Source organism: Frigoribacterium sp. ME-P-080 (genome assembly GCF_030209595.1).
In the GTDB taxonomy this organism is placed as follows: Bacteria; Actinomycetota; Actinomycetes; order Actinomycetales; family Microbacteriaceae; genus Frigoribacterium.
The window spans coordinates 604,084-620,866 of sequence record NZ_JARVRR010000003.1 but is presented as its reverse complement, the minus strand read 5'-3'; the positions used below and the strand labels follow the sequence as shown (position 1 = coordinate 620,866).

13 protein-coding genes are annotated in these 16,783 nt (G+C 72.3%); 11 read left to right on the top strand and 2 right to left on the bottom strand.

All coding sequences use genetic code 11. The features are described from left to right. Positions 1-379: 379 nt before the first annotated feature. A complete protein-coding gene (locus tag QRN23_RS08065; RefSeq protein WP_285063149.1) occupies positions 380-1,204 on the top strand; it encodes a DUF817 domain-containing protein in 825 nt (274 codons plus the stop codon). A 142-nt stretch (positions 1,205-1,346) separates the two neighbouring features. Here QRN23_RS08065 and QRN23_RS08060 read toward each other — a convergent pair whose 3' ends face one another. Continuing rightward, positions 1,347-3,188 carry a GAF domain-containing protein gene (locus QRN23_RS08060; protein ID WP_285063148.1) on the bottom strand — a complete coding sequence of 614 codons (1,842 nt, stop codon included), beginning with the start codon at positions 3,186-3,188 and terminating at the stop codon, positions 1,347-1,349. A 291-nt stretch (positions 3,189-3,479) separates the two neighbouring features. Between QRN23_RS08060 and hxlB the strand changes: the two genes are divergently transcribed. From hxlB to QRN23_RS08010, 10 genes are all read left to right on the top strand, one after another. After that, on the top strand, positions 3,480-4,010 hold the full coding sequence (hxlB, locus tag QRN23_RS08055; RefSeq protein ID WP_370516164.1) for a 6-phospho-3-hexuloisomerase: 531 nt from the start codon (positions 3,480-3,482) through the stop codon (positions 4,008-4,010). Positions 4,011-4,192: 182 nt separating this feature from the next. Then, the gene (locus QRN23_RS08050; protein WP_285063147.1) at positions 4,193-5,128 is read left to right on the top strand and encodes a hypothetical protein; all 936 of its coding nucleotides are present in this window, start codon (positions 4,193-4,195) and stop codon (positions 5,126-5,128) included. Positions 5,129-5,389: 261 nt separating this feature from the next. Next, entirely contained in the window at positions 5,390-7,135 is a 1,746-nt protein-coding gene (locus QRN23_RS08045) for an ABC transporter substrate-binding protein (RefSeq protein ID WP_285063146.1), read from the top strand. Between the two features lie 4 nt (positions 7,136-7,139). After that, complete coding sequence (locus QRN23_RS08040; RefSeq protein ID WP_056046871.1) at positions 7,140-8,093, top strand: ABC transporter permease; 954 nt, start codon at positions 7,140-7,142, stop codon at positions 8,091-8,093. Then, complete coding sequence (locus tag QRN23_RS08035) at positions 8,090-8,977, top strand: ABC transporter permease (RefSeq protein WP_236556928.1); 888 nt, start codon at positions 8,090-8,092, stop codon at positions 8,975-8,977. The genes QRN23_RS08040 and QRN23_RS08035 overlap by 4 nt, the downstream gene beginning before the upstream one ends. A 7-nt stretch (positions 8,978-8,984) precedes the next feature. Next, the gene (locus QRN23_RS08030; protein WP_285063145.1) at positions 8,985-10,937 is read left to right on the top strand and encodes a gamma-glutamyltransferase family protein; all 1,953 of its coding nucleotides are present in this window, start codon (positions 8,985-8,987) and stop codon (positions 10,935-10,937) included. After that, complete coding sequence (locus QRN23_RS08025; RefSeq protein WP_159825962.1) at positions 10,921-12,585, top strand: dipeptide ABC transporter ATP-binding protein; 1,665 nt, start codon at positions 10,921-10,923, stop codon at positions 12,583-12,585. Before QRN23_RS08030 ends, QRN23_RS08025 begins: the two co-directional genes overlap by 17 nt. After that, positions 12,566-13,372, top strand: a complete 807-nt coding sequence (locus QRN23_RS08020) for a GntR family transcriptional regulator (RefSeq protein ID WP_285063143.1) — start codon at positions 12,566-12,568, stop codon at positions 13,370-13,372. Before QRN23_RS08025 ends, QRN23_RS08020 begins: the two co-directional genes overlap by 20 nt. Positions 13,373-13,543: 171 nt before the next feature. After that, on the top strand, positions 13,544-14,923 hold the full coding sequence (locus tag QRN23_RS08015; RefSeq protein WP_056046864.1) for a hemolysin family protein: 1,380 nt from the start codon (positions 13,544-13,546) through the stop codon (positions 14,921-14,923). Next, complete coding sequence (locus QRN23_RS08010; protein WP_200413344.1) at positions 14,920-15,960, top strand: hemolysin family protein; 1,041 nt, start codon at positions 14,920-14,922, stop codon at positions 15,958-15,960. The genes QRN23_RS08015 and QRN23_RS08010 overlap by 4 nt, the downstream gene beginning before the upstream one ends. Positions 15,961-16,011: 51 nt before the next feature. Here the strand turns inward: QRN23_RS08010 and QRN23_RS08005 are convergent, their stop codons facing one another. Further along, positions 16,012-16,671, bottom strand: a complete 660-nt coding sequence (locus QRN23_RS08005) for a GntR family transcriptional regulator (RefSeq protein ID WP_056046860.1) — start codon at positions 16,669-16,671, stop codon at positions 16,012-16,014. Between the last annotated feature and the right edge of the window lie 112 nt (positions 16,672-16,783).

Below are 16,783 nucleotides of genomic sequence, written 5' to 3'. Positions count from 1 at the left end.
GACACCCTCGTCCACCCCGACCTCCACGAGTACGTGGCCGATCGCTACCCCTTCGTGGCGGGTCTGGTGGACGACGACCAGATCTGACCGTCCCGGGCCCCGGCCCGGTGCACGACTTCGGACGGGCTGACGCCCGGCCCGTCGACGGTGCGTACCAGCGACCCGCAGCGCGGGACGCCGACGAGCACCCCACGAGAGCCCCCTCGCCGCACGGCGAGGGGGCTCTCGCGTGTCCGCCGCCGCGACCCGCGGGGGAGGCGGGTGGTCCTCGGGGCGGACGCCGCGCCTCCTCGGGGTTCGTAGCGTGGACGAGGTCGCACCCACGGGGCGCGACGGCGCGGCCACCCGGCCGCCACCGACGACGAACCGAGGAGGCACGGTGTCCGCAGTCGAGGTCGTCCCGCGCCACGGTCCGGGTCGCGTCGCCCGCGCGCGCGAGTCCCTGCTCGACCTGCTGGCCTTCGGCCGCGCCCAGGCCCTCTCGTGCGCGTTCGCCGTCGCGATCTTCGCCGGGCTCGCCGTGACCCGCGTGGTCGACGTGGGCGTGCCGCGCTACGACGCGATGCTGATCTGGTGCCTGCTCGTGCAGGTCGTCCTCGTCGCGACGCGGCTCGAGACCCGGGACGAGCTGCTCGTCATCTGCGTCTTCCACGTCCTCGGGCTCGGGCTCGAGGTCTTCAAGGTCGCGATCGGCTCGTGGTCGTACCCCGAGCCCGGCGTGCTGCGCCTGGGGGACGTGCCGCTCTACAGCGGCTTCATGTACGCGGCGGTCGCGAGCTACATCTGCCAGGCGTGGCGCCGGCTCGACCTCCGCGTCGACCCCGTGCCGATGGCGGCGACCATGGCCGTCGCGGTCGGCTTCTACGTCAACTTCTTCACGAACCACTGGATCGCCGACCTGCGCTGGGTGCTGCTCGGCGTCGCCGCGCTGCTGATCGCCCGGCGGTCGGTGACCTTCCGCGTGCGGGGCGTCGACCGCCGCATGCCCTTGCTCGTGTCGTTCGCCCTCATCGGGCTGTTCATCTGGATCGCCGAGAACGCCGCGACCCTGCTCGGTGCCTGGACCTACGCCTCGCAGGTCGACGGCTGGAGCCTCGTGCACCCCAGCAAGATCGGCTCGTGGATGGTGCTCGTGATCTTCAGCTTCATGCTCGTGCTGTGGCTGAAGCAGCGGAAGGGCGCGTCAGCGACCGCCACGGCGTGACGGCGCGCCGGCGCGCCGGCGTGGCGGTGTGACGGTGTGACGGTGTGGTGGTGTGCCGGTCGCACCACCGTCGCGTCGTCGAACCACGCTCTCGGGTGGTTCGACGACGCGGACGTGGTGCGTCCTCGCCCGCAGGTCGCGGTCAGGGAGCGGCGTGGCGCCCGACGCGCGTGGGGGCCGGGGTGGATGCGGCAGCAGCGGCGACCACGGGGACCGTGCCCGCAGCCGCAGCCGCAGCCGTAGCCGTGGGCGCAGTCGTGGGCGTAGCCACGGGCTGGGGCGCGGCGACGACGCTCGTGGCGTCGGCCACGCCCCGTGCCAGCGCGGCCGCCTGTGGGGCGCGACCCGACACGGCCGCCGCGACCGCCGCCTCCCGGGTCTCGTACATCGTCGGCAGGTCGTGACCGCCCTCGGCCGTCTCGTAGCTCTGCAGCTCGAGTTCGGCGAGCCGGGCGAACTCGGCCAGCTTCTCGGACGACACGCTCTTCGCCTTGCGGGGCCGCGTGTTGTGCAGGCAGAAGGTGCCGATCGCCTCGCCGGACGACGAGTGGATCGGGTGCCCGGCGTAGAAGTACCCGTGGTTGAGGTCGAGGTAGGGGTTGTCCTTGAACCGGTCGTCCTTGCGGGCGTCCTCGACGATCACGGGCGCGTCGGCCGCGACGGTCACGTCGCAGAACGTCAGCTCGCGGGGGATCGAGACCGGCAGCAGTTCGGTGTTGACCGCGTAGTAGAGCTTCTTGCCGTCGAGCAGCGAGACGACCGCGACGTCGACGCCGAACTCCTTCTCGGCTCGGCGGGCGAGGTCCTGCAGGGTGTCCGACCCGCCGCTGCTCGCGAGCTCGACCAGCTTCTCGGCTCCTGACCACTCGAAGGTCGGCTCGGGCAGGGCCCGACGCGGACGGGCAGGAGGCGCGGTGTCGGTCGACGGGGTGGCCCCGGTTCCGAGAGCGGTCCCGGGTGCGTCCGCCGGGGTCGGTGCGGGTGCGGGTGCTGCGGCAGCCGGGGCCGGCGCGGGTGCGTCCGCCGGGCGTGCCGACGCGGGTGCGTCCGCCGGGCGTGCCGCGACGGCCTGCTCGGCCTCGAGTCGGGCGACGGCCGCCCGCGCGGCCTCGAGCTGTGCGACGACCGGGTCGACCGGGGCCGGTGCGGCCACCGACGCCGCCAGTCGGGCCACCTCGAGCTGGGCGGCGACCCGCTCGGGCACGACGGGTGCGACGGACGTGCGTCCGATGTGCTCGACGGTCTCGCCGCGGCGCACGACGTCGAGGGTCGGGGCCACCCGGTCGGCGACCACGGAGCCCCACTTCCGGTACATCGTCTCGCAGCCGTGCGGGCGACCGGGCTGCAGCTCTCCCGGGGGCAGCCGGAAGTACGAGGCCGACGGGTGCTGCGCGGCGATCCGTTCGGTGATCTCGTTCATGCGGGCGGCGTGCCGGTCGGCGACCGATCCGAACGGGTTGTCGAACCGCGTGACCGAGCGCACGGGCTGCACGCCGACCAGCACGATGCGGGCGGTCGGGTGGACGCGGCGGGTCAGGTCGGTGACGAGCGTCGTCACGTCACGTTGCCATCCCTCGAGCGGGGTGAGCATGACGGCGTCGTTGAGGCCGAGCATCACGACCACCGTGTCGTACAGGCTGAGGTCGTGGTCGCCGATCCACGAACGGGCCGAACCGGCGTTCATCATCTCGTCGCCGATGTAGTCGACCGAGCAGGCGCGACCGGTGCTCTTCGAGGTCTCCTTGGCGATCTGACCCGTGAGCGCCTGCTCGTGGCTCGTCACGCCGAAGCCGTGGGTCGGGCCCGTGCCGATCAGCAGCACGGTGTCGGGGTCGGGGGAGTCCGCCCGGTAGGTCGGCCGTCCGCGCGGGGAGGGCACGTGGCGGGAACGCGAGAGCGTCCACAGGTAGAACAGGCGCATGGCAGGCCTCAGCCGCTCGTAGCTGCGCGTCGGGTGCGCGGGTGTGTCGACCGTCCTGGTCACGTGGTGCTCCTCGGGTGTCTCTCGGTGTCTCGTCCCCCTGTCCCAGGCTAGGCAGCGGTCGGCAGCCGGGCTGCCCCCAGTGCGGGTCGACGGTGGCCCCCCTTCTGGTCGCACCCCCGCCCGGAGCCCGTCGACGCGGACCGCCGGCCCGAACCTGGACGCCGGAGGCGCGGGGCGAGCAGGCTGGTACGCGTGACCCCCGCAGACAGCACGACCCCCGACGACGACCACGGTTCCGTCGCCACCGCCCTCGAGCTCGTGGCCGACGAGGTCGACGCCGCCGTCTCGGCGGTGCTCGACGTGGACGCCGGAGGCGACGACTCGTCCGACACGTCCGGCCAGCTCGACGCCTTCGCCGACCTGCTCGACGACGCCGAGCGCGTCTTCGTCCACGGTGCGGGTCGCTCGGGTCTCGCCCTCCGCATGACCGCGATGCGGTTGATGCACCTCGGACTCGAGGTCCACGTCGTCGGCGAGGTCACGACGCCGGCCATCGCCGACGGGGACGTGCTGCTCACCGCGAGCGGCTCGGGCACGACGTCCGGCATCGTCGCCGCGGCCCGGACGGCCGTCGACGCCGGGGCGCGGGTGGCCGCCATCACCACCGCCGCCGACTCGCCGCTGGCCGACCTGGCCGAGGCCGTGCTCGTGGTGCCCGCCGCCGACAAGCAGGACCGCTCGGGAGCCGCGTCGTCGCAGTACGCCGGCGGGCTGTTCGAGCAGACCGTCGTGCTGCTCGGCGACGCCGTCTTCCACGCGCTGTGGAAGCGCTCGGGTGCCGATGCCGACGAGCTCTGGCCCCGCCACGCCAACCTCGAGTAGCCGCCCCGCGCCTCCTCGCCTCCGCGCGGCTTCTTCGCCCCGCTCTGCACGAGGTCGCACCACCGTCGAGTCATCGAACTGCCCCGTCGGGCGGTTCGATGCCGCAGACGTGATGTGACCTCGTCGTCGCCCTGCCTGTGGACAACCACTGGCGGACCGCCATGTGACGGCAGTCTCTCCCTGTGATCGAACATCTGCCCCACATCATCCGGTCCGACCGGCTCGAGCACGGGCGGCGGGAGTCCGAGGCCGTGCGTCGTGGTGTCGAGCGGGGTGAGTTCGTCCGGGTGCGTCGTGGGGCAGCCGTCGACGCTGCCGCGTGGCGAGCGGCCTCCTCTCGGGATCGCCACCTGATCCTCGTCCTCGCCGTCATGCCGCGGCTCGCTTCGCGGATGGTGGTGTCTCATGCGTCGGCGGCCGCATGCTGGGAGCTGCCGGCCCTCGGTGAGTGGCCGAGCCGCGTGCACGTCGTCGACCCGGACCGCCGCACGACCCAGACGACGGCGAACGTCGTGCGGCACCCGGGACCGCTCTCCGGTGAGGAGGTGCGGTCGATCCCTCCACTTTCCCTCACCTCTCCGGCTCGAACAGCAGCCGATCTCGCCCTCACGTCGTCGTTCCGTGACGCGGTGGTCGCCCTCGATGCCCTCGTGCGGAGGGGGCTCGCGAGCGCGGATGACGTGCGGCACGTCCTCGACGGACGTGGGTCGGCACGAGGCCTGCCGAGTGCACGCCGGGCGGTCGCCTTCGCGACGCCCGAGGCCGAATCCCCGGGGGAGTCGCTGACGCGGGTCGTCCTGCACGAGCTGGGCGCGCCTCCTCCGGTGCTCCAGCAGCGTTTCACCTGGGGAGACGGCGGCCTCTTCGCCGACGTCGTCGACTTCTGGTGGCCCCGGTTCGGCGTCGTGCTCGAATTCGACGGACGGATCAAGTACGCGGAAGGGCGGTGGAAGAACGGCCGGTCGCCCGGACAAGTCGTGGTGGACGAGAAGATCCGAGAGGACCGCATCCGCAACCGGCCCGAGGTCAACGGATTCGCGCGAACGGTCTGGGACGAGTTGTCGCACCCACCCCGCCTGGCCGCGAACCTCCGCTCAGCAGGGCTGCCCTTGCCGTGACGCTCAGGTCGCACCACTTCCGAGTCGTCGAACCAACCCCGAGTGTGGTTCCGTGACGCGATCGTGGTGCGACCTCGGAGCGGGTGCGGGTGCGGGTGCGGGTGCGGGCGGGTGCGTCTCTAGGCGAGACGGGCCGGAGCCGGACCGGCCGGGCCACGTTTTACCCGCGCGAAACAATTCGTATACAAAACTGGGGCGTGCGGCAGGATTGTATGCAATCCACGCCGCACAGACCGATACCACCCGAGCATCGGAGGCCCGATGGCCCGCCCACCCCGCCCGACCCGCGCCGCGAGCGCCGGCGCGTCCCGCGCCGCGAGCGCGACCCGCGCCGCGAGCGCGAGCCGCGCCGCGAGCTCCCCGGCCGGGCGTCGCCGCCTGCGCCGGGCCCTCGCGCTGCCGGCCCTCGCCGCTGCCGCGACGCTCGCCCTGACGGCCTGCGTCCCACAGCAACCCGCCGGGACGAACCCGCCCGACAAGACCGACGTGACCACCGCGCCGATCGGCGACCGGACCATCGTCGAGGGGGGCGACCTGGTCATGGCGCTGTCCGCCGAGCCGGACGCCCTCGACCCCACCACGTCGTCGTCGCTCTACACGCGCTACGTCATGGAGACCGTGTGCCAGAAGCTGTACGACATCGACGCCGAGGGTGACCTCGTGCCGCTGCTGGCGACCGAGCTGCCGACGCTGTCGGACGGCGGGCTGACGGTCGACATCCCCGTGCGCACGGACGCCGTGTTCGCGGACGGCACCCCGTTGGACGCCCAGGCCGTCGTCACGACGCTGCGTCGTCACCTCGACAAGCCCGACTCGTCGCGGGCCAGCGAGCTCGGCCCGGTGACCGGGGTCGAGGCCCTCGACGACGACACGGTGCGCCTGACCTACGAGCGCCCCTTCGCCCCGCTGACCGCGGCCCTCGCCGACCGCGCGGGGATGATCATGTCCCCGACGGCGCTCGAGGCCGAGGGCGACGACTTCGGCGACGCCCCGGTCTGCGTGGGCCCCTTCAAGTTCGTCGACCGCGTGCCGCAGACCTCGATCTCGGTCGAGCGCGACCCGCTCTACTACGACGCCGAGGACGTGCACCTCGACTCGATCACCTACCGCATCATCACCGACGCGAGCATCCGTGCGGCGAACGTCCGCGCGGGCGACGTGCAGGTCGCCGACTCGATGTCGACGATGGACGTCGACTCCCTCATGGCGGACGACGGCCTCACGGTGCTGCAGGTCGGTTCGTTCGGCTACCAGGGCATCACCGTGAACATCGGCAACCAGGACGGCGTCGGGACCGACCCCGTCCAGATCGACACCCCCTTGGCGAGCGACGTGCGCGTCCGTCAGGCGCTGGCCATGTCGATCGACCGTGACGCGCTGGTGCAGAGCGTGTTCGGCGGGTGGAACGACACCGCCTGCTCGCCGATCCCGCCGACGAGTCCGTTCGCCACCGATGCCAGCGACGCCTGCCCGGGCTACGACCCCGAGGGGGCGAAGCGCCTCCTCGCCGAGGCGGGGGTGACGACGCCCTACGAGATCGAGATCCAGGCCAGCAACAACGCCGACACGCTGCGCCTCGCCCAGGCGTTGCAGGCCCAGGTCGCCGACGGTGGGTTCCGCCTGTCGATCACCCCGGTCGAGTACTCGACCCTGCTCGACGTCCAGTCGCGCGGCGACTTCGACGCGCTGCAGCTCGGCTGGTCGGGCCGCGTCGACCCGAACGGCAACATGGTGAACTTCCTGCGCACCGGTGGCGGCAACAACTACTCGGGCTACAGCAACCCCCGGGTCGACGAGCTGCTGGCCGACGCCGCCGCGTCCATCGACGTCGACGAGCGTGCGGCGCTCTACGGCGAGGCCGTGACGCAGGTGCAGGAGGACGAACCGCTGATCTACCTGTACCGCACCCGCAGCCTGACCGCGCTGACGAACGAGGTCGCCGGGGTGTCCACCTACGCCGACGGCGTCGTGCGGCTCAGCAACGCCGCGTTCGTCGAGGGGGAGTGACCTGATGACCCGTTACCTGTTCACCCGGCTCTGGCAGTCGGCCGTCACGCTCGTGATCGCCTCGATCGTCGTGTTCTGGGGCGTGCGCCAGCTGCCCGGCGACCCGGCGCTGGCCCTCGCCGGAGAAGAGGCGACGCCCGAGCGCGTCGCCGCGATCCGGGCCGACCTCGGCCTCGACGACTCGCTGCTGGTGCAGTACGGCCGGTTCGTCGGCAACTTCGTCCGCGGCGACTTCGGTGAGTCCACCCGCACCGGCACCCCGGTCACGGAGTTGATCGGGGCCACCCTGCCGGTCACGCTGTGGCTCGCCCTCTACGCCATCGTCGTGGCGGTCGTCGTGGGCGTCGCCCTCGGCGTCGTCGCCGAGCGCTACCGCGGACGCTGGCCCGAGTGGATGGCCAACGCCGCCGCCCTGGTCGGTCTGTCGGTGCCGAACTTCTGGCTCGGCATCCTCGCGATCCTCTGGCTCGCGGCGGGCCTCGGCCTGTTCCCGGCGTCGGGCTACGTGCCGGTGGCCGAGAACCCGGCGAGCGCGTTCTACCACCTGACCCTGCCGGCGCTGATCCTCGGCACGAGCCTCGCCGCGGTCATCATGCGGCAGACCCGGGCCTCGATGATCGAGACGATGAAGACCGACTACGTGCGCACCGCGCGGGCCAAGGGGCTCGGGCGGGGGCGGGTGCTGATGCGCTACGGCCTGCGCAACTCGATGATCGTGGTCGTCACGATCGTCGGCCTGCAACTCGGCGGCCTCATCTCGGGCGCCGTGGTGACGGAGCGCATCTTCGCGCTGCCGGGCTTCGGCAAGCTCACGCTCGACTCGGTGTTCACCCGTGACTACCCCGTGATCCAGGCCGTCGTGCTGATCATCACGGTCGGTTACATCCTGATCAACCTGGCGGTGGACGTCCTGTACTCCGTCATCAACCCGCGCATCAGGGTAGGAGGCGCATCGTGACCGTCATCGAGACACCCACCGCCGCAGGGGCGGGCCTCGGGTCGGGGCGGGGACGCGTCTGGCGCGGCCTCGTCCGCAACAAGCTCGGCGTCACGGGCGGCGTCATGCTGCTCGTCGTCCTCGTGGCCGGCCTCGCCGCGCCCCTCATCGCCCCGTACGACCCGACCCGGGTGAACTTCGAGCTGCCGTTCCAGGTGCCGGGCACGGTCGGTTACGTGCTCGGCACGGACGACCTCGGCCGCGACATCCTCTCGCGCACCGTCTACGGCATCCGCGTCTCGCTGCAGGTCGGCGTGCTGTCGGTGCTGCTGGCCGTCGTGGTCGGCACGCCGCTCGGGTTGCTGGCCGGCTACTGGCGGTGGCTCGACGGCGTGATCTCGCGCCTCACCGACGTCATGCTGGCGTTCCCGTTCCTGATCATCGCCGTCGCGCTCGCCGCGATCAGCGGTCCGAGCCTGACGAACGCGGTGGTCGCCCTCGGCATCGCGCAGGTGCCGACGATGATCCGCGTGGTGCGCGGCGAGACGCTCCGCATCAAGTCGACCGACTTCGTCCTCGCCGCGACGACCATGGACGCCTCGGGGCTGCGGGTGATCTTCCAGCACGTCCTGCCGAACTGCGTCTCGGCGATCATCGTCCAGGCGACGGTCATCATGCCGGTCGCCGTGATCGGCGAGGCCCTCCTGTCGTTCCTCGGGCTGGGCATCCAGCCGCCGACGGCGAGTCTCGGCATCATGCTCAGCGACGCGCAGCAGTACCTGGCCAAGGCGCCCTTCGCGGCCGTCGTGCCGGGTCTCGCGATCGCCGTGATCTGCCTCGGCTTCAACCTGTTCGGCGACGCCCTGCGCGACGCCCTCGACCCCACCGCCAGCGACCGGAAGTGACCCCCTCGTGACCTACACCACCCCTGACGAGTTCGTCACCCGCCCCGACCTGCGCGGCACCTTCGGCATGACGTCGTCGACGCACTGGCTGGCGACGGCCTCGGCCCAGTCGGTCCTCGAGCGCGGCGGCAACGCCTTCGACGCGGCCGTCGCGGGCGCCTTCGTCCTGCACGTCGTCGAGCCGCACCTCAACGGTCCGGGCGGCGACCTCACGGCGATCTACGCCACGGCCGAGGCCCCCGACGCGCCGACCGTGCTCGTCGGCCAGGGCCCCGCCCCGGCCGGGGCCACCCGCGAGCACTACCTGGCCGAGGGCCTCGAGCTCGTCCCCGGGTCGGGAGCCCTCGCGGCCGCCGTCCCCGGCGCCGTCGACGCCTGGCTGAAGCTGCTGGCCGAGCACGGCACCTGGTCCCTGGCCGACGTCCTGGCCTACGCGATCGGCTACGCCCGCGACGGCCACCCGATCGTGGCGCGCGTGGCGTCGACCATCGAGACCGTCGCCGACCTGTTCACCGAGCACTGGCCCACCTCCGCCGCCCAGTGGATGCCGGGTGGCGAGGTGCCGCGTGAGGGCGACCTGCTGACGAACCCCGCCTACGCGGCCGTGCTCGACGAGTTGGTCGCGGCGGGCGAGGCCCTCGGCCCCGACGCGTCCCGCGAGGCGAAGATCGAGGAGGCGCGGGTCGAGTGGGGCAGCGGACACGTCGCGCAGGCGATCGACGCGTTCGTCCGCACTCCGCACCGTCACTCGTCGGGCACCGACCACGCGGGCGTGGTCACGGCCGCCGATCTCGCCGCCTTCCGGGCCACGACCGAGCCGGCGACCACGATCGAGTTCCGCGGCCACACCGTCGCCAAGACCGGCGCCTGGGGTCAGGGTCCCGCCCTGCTGCAGGTGCTGGCGCTGCTCGAGCCGCTCGACGACGCCCTGCTCGACCCGTCGACCGCCGACGGCGCCCACACCATCGTCGAGGCGCAGAAGCTCGCGATGGCCGATCGCGAGGCCTGGTACGGCCCCGGGGACGTGCCCCTCGACGTGCTGTTGTCCGCCGACTACGCCGACCGGCGCCGCGGGTTGATCGGCGAGCGTGCGTCGCACGAGCTGCGACCGGGCGACGTCCCGGGGCGCGAACCGTTCGCCCTGCCCACGATGCGCACCGAGTACCTGCCACCCGCGCTCAGCGAGGCACCGGCCGGCGTCGGCGAGCCCACCGTCGCCGCCCCCGGTCGGGCACCGGTTCGCGCCGACGCAGCCGACGCAGCCGACGCAGCCGACGCACCCGTCGCACCGACCGAGGACGCCCCGGCGACCGCCACCGCGCCTCCGGCCGACCGTCTGGCCGAGCCGTTCACCGAGCCCACCGGCGAGACGCGCGGCGACACCTGCCACCTCGACGTCGTCGACCGCTGGGGCAACGTCGTGTCGGCGACGCCGTCGGGCGGCTGGTTGCAGTCGTCGCCGACGATCCCCGAGCTCGGCTTCTGCCTCGGCAGCCGGCTGCAGATGTCGTGGCTCGACGAGGGCACGGCGTCGACGCTCGCACCCGGCACCCGCCCGCGCACCACGCTGACGCCCACGCTCGTGCTGAAGGACGGCGAGTCCGTCGTCGCGCTCGGTTCGCCCGGCGGCGACCAGCAGGACCAGTGGCAGCTGCTCTACCTGCTGCGCACGATCGTCGGCGGCTACACCCCGCAGCAGGCGATCGACGCCCCGGCCCTGCACACCACGTCGTTCCCGGGCAGCTTCTGGCCGCGCACCTGGGAGCCCGGTGGCGTCGTGGTCGAGGACCGCCTGGGCGACGACGTCATCGACGCGCTGGTCGCCCGCGGCCATGTCGTCACCCGCGCCGGCGGTTGGTCCCTGGGCCGGCTGTCCAGCGTGTCGCGAGACCCCGAGACCGGTGTGCTCTCCGCCGCCGCCAACCCCCGAGGAGCCCAGGCCTATGCCGCAGGACGCTGAGAACCCGACCTCCCCCCTGCTGAGCGTGCGCGACCTCCGCGTCTCGTTCGGCGACACCCCCGCCGTCCACGGCGTCGACCTCGACGTCCTGCCGGGCGAGCGGGTGGCGATCGTCGGCCAGTCCGGCTCGGGCAAGTCGACGGTGGTCGCCGCCATCCTGCGCCTGCTGCCCGGGGCCGGCCACATCACGGGTGGCACGATCGAGCTGGCGGGGCCCGACGGCGGCACCCTCGACCTCGCGCAGGCGACCGAGGCCCCCATGCGTCAGGTGCGCGGCGCCCGGATCGGCCTCGTGCCGCAGGACCCGTCGACCAACCTCAACCCGTCGATGAAGGTCGGCGCGCAGATCGCCGACGCGCTGCGCACCCACGGCCTCCGCGGCCACGACGAGGTCCAGCGCCGCGTCGTCGCGCTGATGAGCGAGGCGGGCATCCCCGAGGCCGAGCGCCGGGCGGGGCAGTTCCCCCACGAGTTCTCGGGCGGCATGCGCCAGCGCGTGCTCATCGCGATCGCCCTGGCACGGGAGCCGCAGCTGCTCATCGCCGACGAGCCGACCAGCGCGCTCGACGTGACGGTGCAGCGGCAGATCCTGAACCACCTGCAGACGCTGGTCGAGAGCCGTGGCACCTCCCTGCTCTTCATCACCCACGACCTGGGGCTCGCCGCCGACCGCACCGACCGCATCGTCGTGATGCTCGAGGGACGCGTCGTCGAGCAGGGCACGCCCGAGCAGATCCTGCGTCGCCCGCAGCACGAGTACACGAAGCGCCTCGTCGCGGCGGCGCCGACGCTGGCCTCGGCCACCGCCCTCCGTCGCGGCGAGACCGTCCTCGACGAGGCGACGGACGCGAAGGAGGCGCGGGTCGACCCGATCCTGACCGTCACCGACCTGGTCAAGGAGTTCCGCCTCCGTGGTCGCCGTGGCGAGCAGGTGCGGGCCGTCGACCACGTCTCGTTCGAGGTGCCGCGCGGCACCACGACGGCGATCGTGGGGGAGTCCGGCTCGGGCAAGACGACCGTGGCCCGCATCGTGCTCGGCCTCGAGTCGGCGACGAGCGGGTCGGCCCTGATCGACGGCGAGAGCATCACCACGAGCCGCGGTGCGTCCCGTCGCGCGCTGCGTCGCCGGGTGCAGCCCGTCTTCCAGGACCCCTACGGTTCGCTCGACCCGACCTCCAGCGTCGAGCGGCTGATCGACGAGCCGTTGCGCATCTTCGGCGTCGGCGACCGTGCCTCGCGTCGGCACCGGGTCGCCGAGCTGCTCGACCAGGTCGCCCTGCCGCGCTCGGTCGCGCAGAGCCGTCCGAACGAGTTGTCCGGCGGGCAGCGTCAGCGCGTGGCCATCGCCCGGGCGCTGGCGCTCGAGCCCGAGCTGCTCATCTGCGACGAGGCCGTCTCGGCGCTCGACGTGCTCGTCCAGGAGCAGATCCTCGAGCTTCTCGGCGACCTGCAGCGTCGGCTCGGCCTCAGCTACCTGTTCATCACGCACGACCTGGCGGTCGTGAGGCAGATCGCCCACGACGTGGTGGTGATGCGCAAGGGCGCCGTGGTCGAGCGCGGTAGCGTCGACGACATCTTCTTGTCGCCCCGTGCCGAGTACACGACCGAACTGTTGGGAGCCATCCCCGGTGCCAGCCTCGCCCTCTGAGGGCCCGACGCCCGTCGTCCTCGTCGACGCCCTGCGTCGCGAGATCGTCGAGGGCGCCCTCGTGCCGGGGACGCGCATCACCGAGGCGTCGGTCGCCCGCCGCCACGGCGTCTCGCGCGTCCCCGTGCGCGAGGCGCTGCGTGCGCTCGAGGCCGAGGGGTTCGTCGAGTCGACGCCTCACGTGGGCAGCCGGGTCGCGGCGATCCCGGTCGACGAGGCCGACGACCTCTTCGCCGTCCGCGAGGCCCTCGAGATCTCGACCGCGCGACGCGCCGCCCAGCGGGCGCGCGAGCTGTTCGGAGAGCCGCGCCCGCCCGAGGACTGGTGGCGCACGCGGCGCGTGCTCGGCCAGCTGCTCGACGACGGGGACGCCGCCGTCGAGGCCGGCGACCTCGACCGTCTCGTCGAACTGAACGACCGGTTCCACGTGGGCGTGGCGCAGCTGAGCGGGAGCGCCACCCTGGCCACCCTGCTGCGCCAGCTGTCGAACAAGATCGAGTGGCTGTACGCCCTCGACACCTTCTCGCGAGGCAAGCGGCTCTGGCCCGACCACCGACGCATCCTCGCGGCGATCGACGCCGGCGACGAGGCCGGGGCCGCCGAGCTGATGGGCTGGCACGTGCGCGAGTCGCGCATCGGGTTCCTCGCCCGCACCGAGCCGGCCGACCGCGTGGCCGACCTGCGGGCCACTCCGCCCGCCCTGCCGCCGACCATCCCGACGCCCACGATCTCGACGTCGGAGACCTCCACGCCGACCACCTCGGCGGCGGCGGCCCCTCCGGCCTGACCCGCGCCTCCTCGGCTCGAGGGCGGGTCGACTGCATCGACTGCACGTTCTCAGGCATCGGTCGGGGGATCTGCTTACTGTTCTCGGTCATGGACGAACCTCCCTCTCACATGCCCTGGCCTCTCCCACGCCTGACCGCCCGCGCGGTCGTCACAGACGGGGAGGGGCGACATGAATGACTGGGTCATGGTCGGCATCGGCCTCGTGCTCACCGTCGGCACCGGCTTCTTCGTCGCGTCCGAGTTCTCGCTGGTCAACCTCGACCGGAACGAGCTGGAGGCGCGGCGCGACCGGGGCGAGAAACGCCTCGGTCCCACGATCAAGGCGTTGCGCATCACCTCGACGCACCTCTCCGGTGCGCAGCTCGGCATCACGCTGACGACCCTGCTGACCGGGTACACCTTCGAGCCCGCCATCAGTTCGATGCTGAGCGGTCCGCTCGACTCCCTGGGCGTGCCCGCCGCGGCCGTCCCGGTCGTCGGCAGCGTCGCGGGCATCGTGCTCGCCACCCTCTTCTCGATGGTCGTCGGCGAGCTCGTGCCGAAGAACTTCGCCCTCGCGCTGCCGCTCGCCACCGCGAAGTTCGTCGTGCCGTTCCAGGCCGCGTTCACCACGGTCTTCAAGCCGCTCATCCTGCTCTTCAACAACACCGCCAACGCGGCCATCCGCGCCATGGGCATCGAGCCCAAAGAAGAGTTGTCGGGCGCCCGCTCGGCCGAAGAGCTGAGTTCGCTCGTGCGCCGGTCGGCCCTCGAGGGCCAGCTCGACCAGGACCACGCGACCCTGCTGGGCCGTACCCTGCGCTTCTCGCAGCACGACGCCTCCGAGGTGATGACGCCGCGCGTCCGCATGACGACCATCGCGTCGACCGGCTCGGCCGCCGACGTCGTCGAGGCCGCCCTGACCTCGGGCTTCTCGCGGTTCCCCGTGATCGGCGACGACAGCGACGACATCGTCGGGGTGGTGCACGTGAAGCACGCGTTCGCGGTCCCGCTCGCCGAGCGCGCCTCCGTCGTCGCGACCGCCCTCATGCAGGAGGCGCGCTTCGTGCCCGAGAGCATGGGCACCGACTCGCTGCTCGGCCTGCTGCGCCACGGCGGCCTGCAGATGGCCGTGGTGCGTGACGAGTTCGGCGGCACCGCCGGCCTCGTCACGCTCGAGGACGTCGTCGAAGAGCTCGTCGGCGAGCTCGAGGACGAGCACGACCGGGCCCGCGTGGGCATCGTGCGCCAGGCCGGCACCGTGCTCTTCGACGGTGCCCTCCGGCCCGACGAATTGGCCGACCGGGCGGGCATCCGCGTGCCCGACGACGGCGACTACGAGACGGTGGCCGGGTTCGTCATCGACCGGCTCGACCGCCTGCCCGAGGTGGGCGACGAGGTCGCCCTCGAGAGCGGCAGCGGCAGCCTGCGGGTCGAACGCGTCGCGAACGGACGCCTCGAACGCCTGCGTTTCGTCCCGGCCCCACCTGACGGCGGCCTCGACGCCGCCGCACCCACGACCGAGCACGACCGCGTGGTCGCCTCGCTGACCGAAGGGGTCGACCGATGAACGAGTACCTGCCCGGAATCGTCTGGCTGGTCGTGCTGCTGATCGTCAACGGATTCTTCGTCGGCGCCGAGTTCGCCGTCATCTCGGCACGCCGCTCGCAGATCGAGCCGCGTGCCGAGGCCGGCAGCAAGGCCGCGAAGAAGACCCTGTGGGCGATGGAACACGCGACGCTCATGCTGGCCACCAGCCAGTTGGGCATCACCGTCTGCTCGCTGGTCATCTTGAACGTCTCGGAGCCGGCGATCCACCACCTGCTCGAGATCCCGCTCGGTCTCACCAGCCTCTCGGCCGAGGCGATCGGCGTCGTCGCGTTCGTCGTGGCGCTCGTGCTCGTCACGTTCTTGCACGTGGTCGTCGGCGAGATGATCCCGAAGAACCTGTCGTTCTCGGTGCCCGACCGGGCGGCGCTCATCCTGGCGCCTCCGCTCGTCTTCGTGGCGACGGTGTTCAAGCCGGTCATCTGGTCGCTCAACGCGATCGCCAACGGCGTGCTGAGGCTCTTCCGGGTCGAGCCGAAGGACGAGGCGACGAGCTCGTACACGCTCGACGAGGTCGCCACGATCGTCCAGCAGTCGACCCGCGAGGGCACGCTGACGGACTCGTCGGGCACCCTGTCGGCGGCGTTCGAGTTCACCACCCGCAAGGTGCGCGACGTCGAGGTGCCCCTCGACGAGATGGTGCACCTGGCGCCGGGGTCGACTCCGTCCGACGTGCAGCGCGCCGTGGCGGCCCGGGGGTACTCGCGGTACGTGCTCACCGACGGAGACGGCCAGCCCACGGGTTACCTGCACCTCAAGGACGTCATGGACCTCACCGGCGACGGGGCCTTCGAGGCACCCGTGCCCGAGAAGCGCATCCGCCGCCTGGGCGCCGTGGGCCGCGACACCGACCTCGAGGACGCCCTGGCCTCGATGCGCCGGGTCGGCGCGCACGTCGCCCGATCCGTCTCGCCCGAGGGCGTCACCACCGGCGTGCTGTTCTTGGAGGACATCATCGAAGAACTCGTCGGCGAGGTCGACGACGTCACGGCGGTCTGACGGGTCGAGGGACGGTCGGCCGTGCCTGCCCGGTCGGCCGCGCCCGCCCGCTCAGGCGACGGGGCGCTGGCCGGGCAGGGCGTGCAGGTCCTCGGCGGCGAGTTCGGCGGCGATGGGGTCACCGGCCTCGGTCGCCTCGCGCAGGGCGGCGAACGAGTCGGCCATCGAATCCCACTGCAGCACCTGCACGATGTTCGGCACGCGCAGTTTGTAGGCGAGGCCGTCGGTGACGTCGGTGCAGACCTTGACCAGTGACGGATTGCCGCAGTGGTCGACGTAGGTCGAGAAGAGCGCGATGGCGTGGGCGTTCAACGCCGGGGCGTCTTCACGGTCGAGATCGCCGAGGCAGACGTCGATGGCCCGCACGATCTCTCGCTTGACGGCGTCCGGCAGGTTCGGGACGGCCAGCCGGACGGCGCCGCCGAAGAGCACGCCCAGGGTCTGGACCGCCTGGACGGCCTCTTCGGCCTTCGGCGTCGCGACCTTCGTGTAGCGGTTCGGCGCCATCTCGACGAGGCCGGCGCGCACGAGGTCGCCGAGTGCCTCGCGGATCGGGGTGCGCGACACCTGCAGCCAGGCGATCAGCTCGTCGTCGTGCAGGCGTTCGCCCGGTTCGAGCGTGCCGTCGATGATCGCGTCACGGATGCGGCTGCGGACCGTGTCGCGCAGCAGCTGTCGTTCGGCGGCAGGGGGAGTGACGGGAATCGGCATGCGGCCTCCTAGATCCTCACGGGCGTGTGCCCGGCCAGCATCCTAATACGGAAACGTCACATTTTGCCCGATGGGCAGCGAAGTCGACATGTCAATGTCAGGTCACGACATC

Coding starts and splice junctions, on each gene's coding strand:
- QRN23_RS08015 (WP_056046864.1), top strand. CDS start 13,544: ATGAATGACTGGGTCATGGTCGGCATCGGCCTCGTGCTCACCGTCGGC.
- QRN23_RS08005 (WP_056046860.1), bottom strand. CDS start 16,671: ATGCCGATTCCCGTCACTCCCCCTGCCGCCGAACGACAGCTGCTGCGC.
- QRN23_RS08010 (WP_200413344.1), top strand. CDS start 14,920: ATGAACGAGTACCTGCCCGGAATCGTCTGGCTGGTCGTGCTGCTGATC.
- QRN23_RS08045 (WP_285063146.1), top strand. CDS start 5,390: ATGGCCCGCCCACCCCGCCCGACCCGCGCCGCGAGCGCCGGCGCGTCC.
- QRN23_RS08040 (WP_056046871.1), top strand. CDS start 7,140: ATGACCCGTTACCTGTTCACCCGGCTCTGGCAGTCGGCCGTCACGCTC.
- QRN23_RS08025 (WP_159825962.1), top strand. CDS start 10,921: ATGCCGCAGGACGCTGAGAACCCGACCTCCCCCCTGCTGAGCGTGCGC.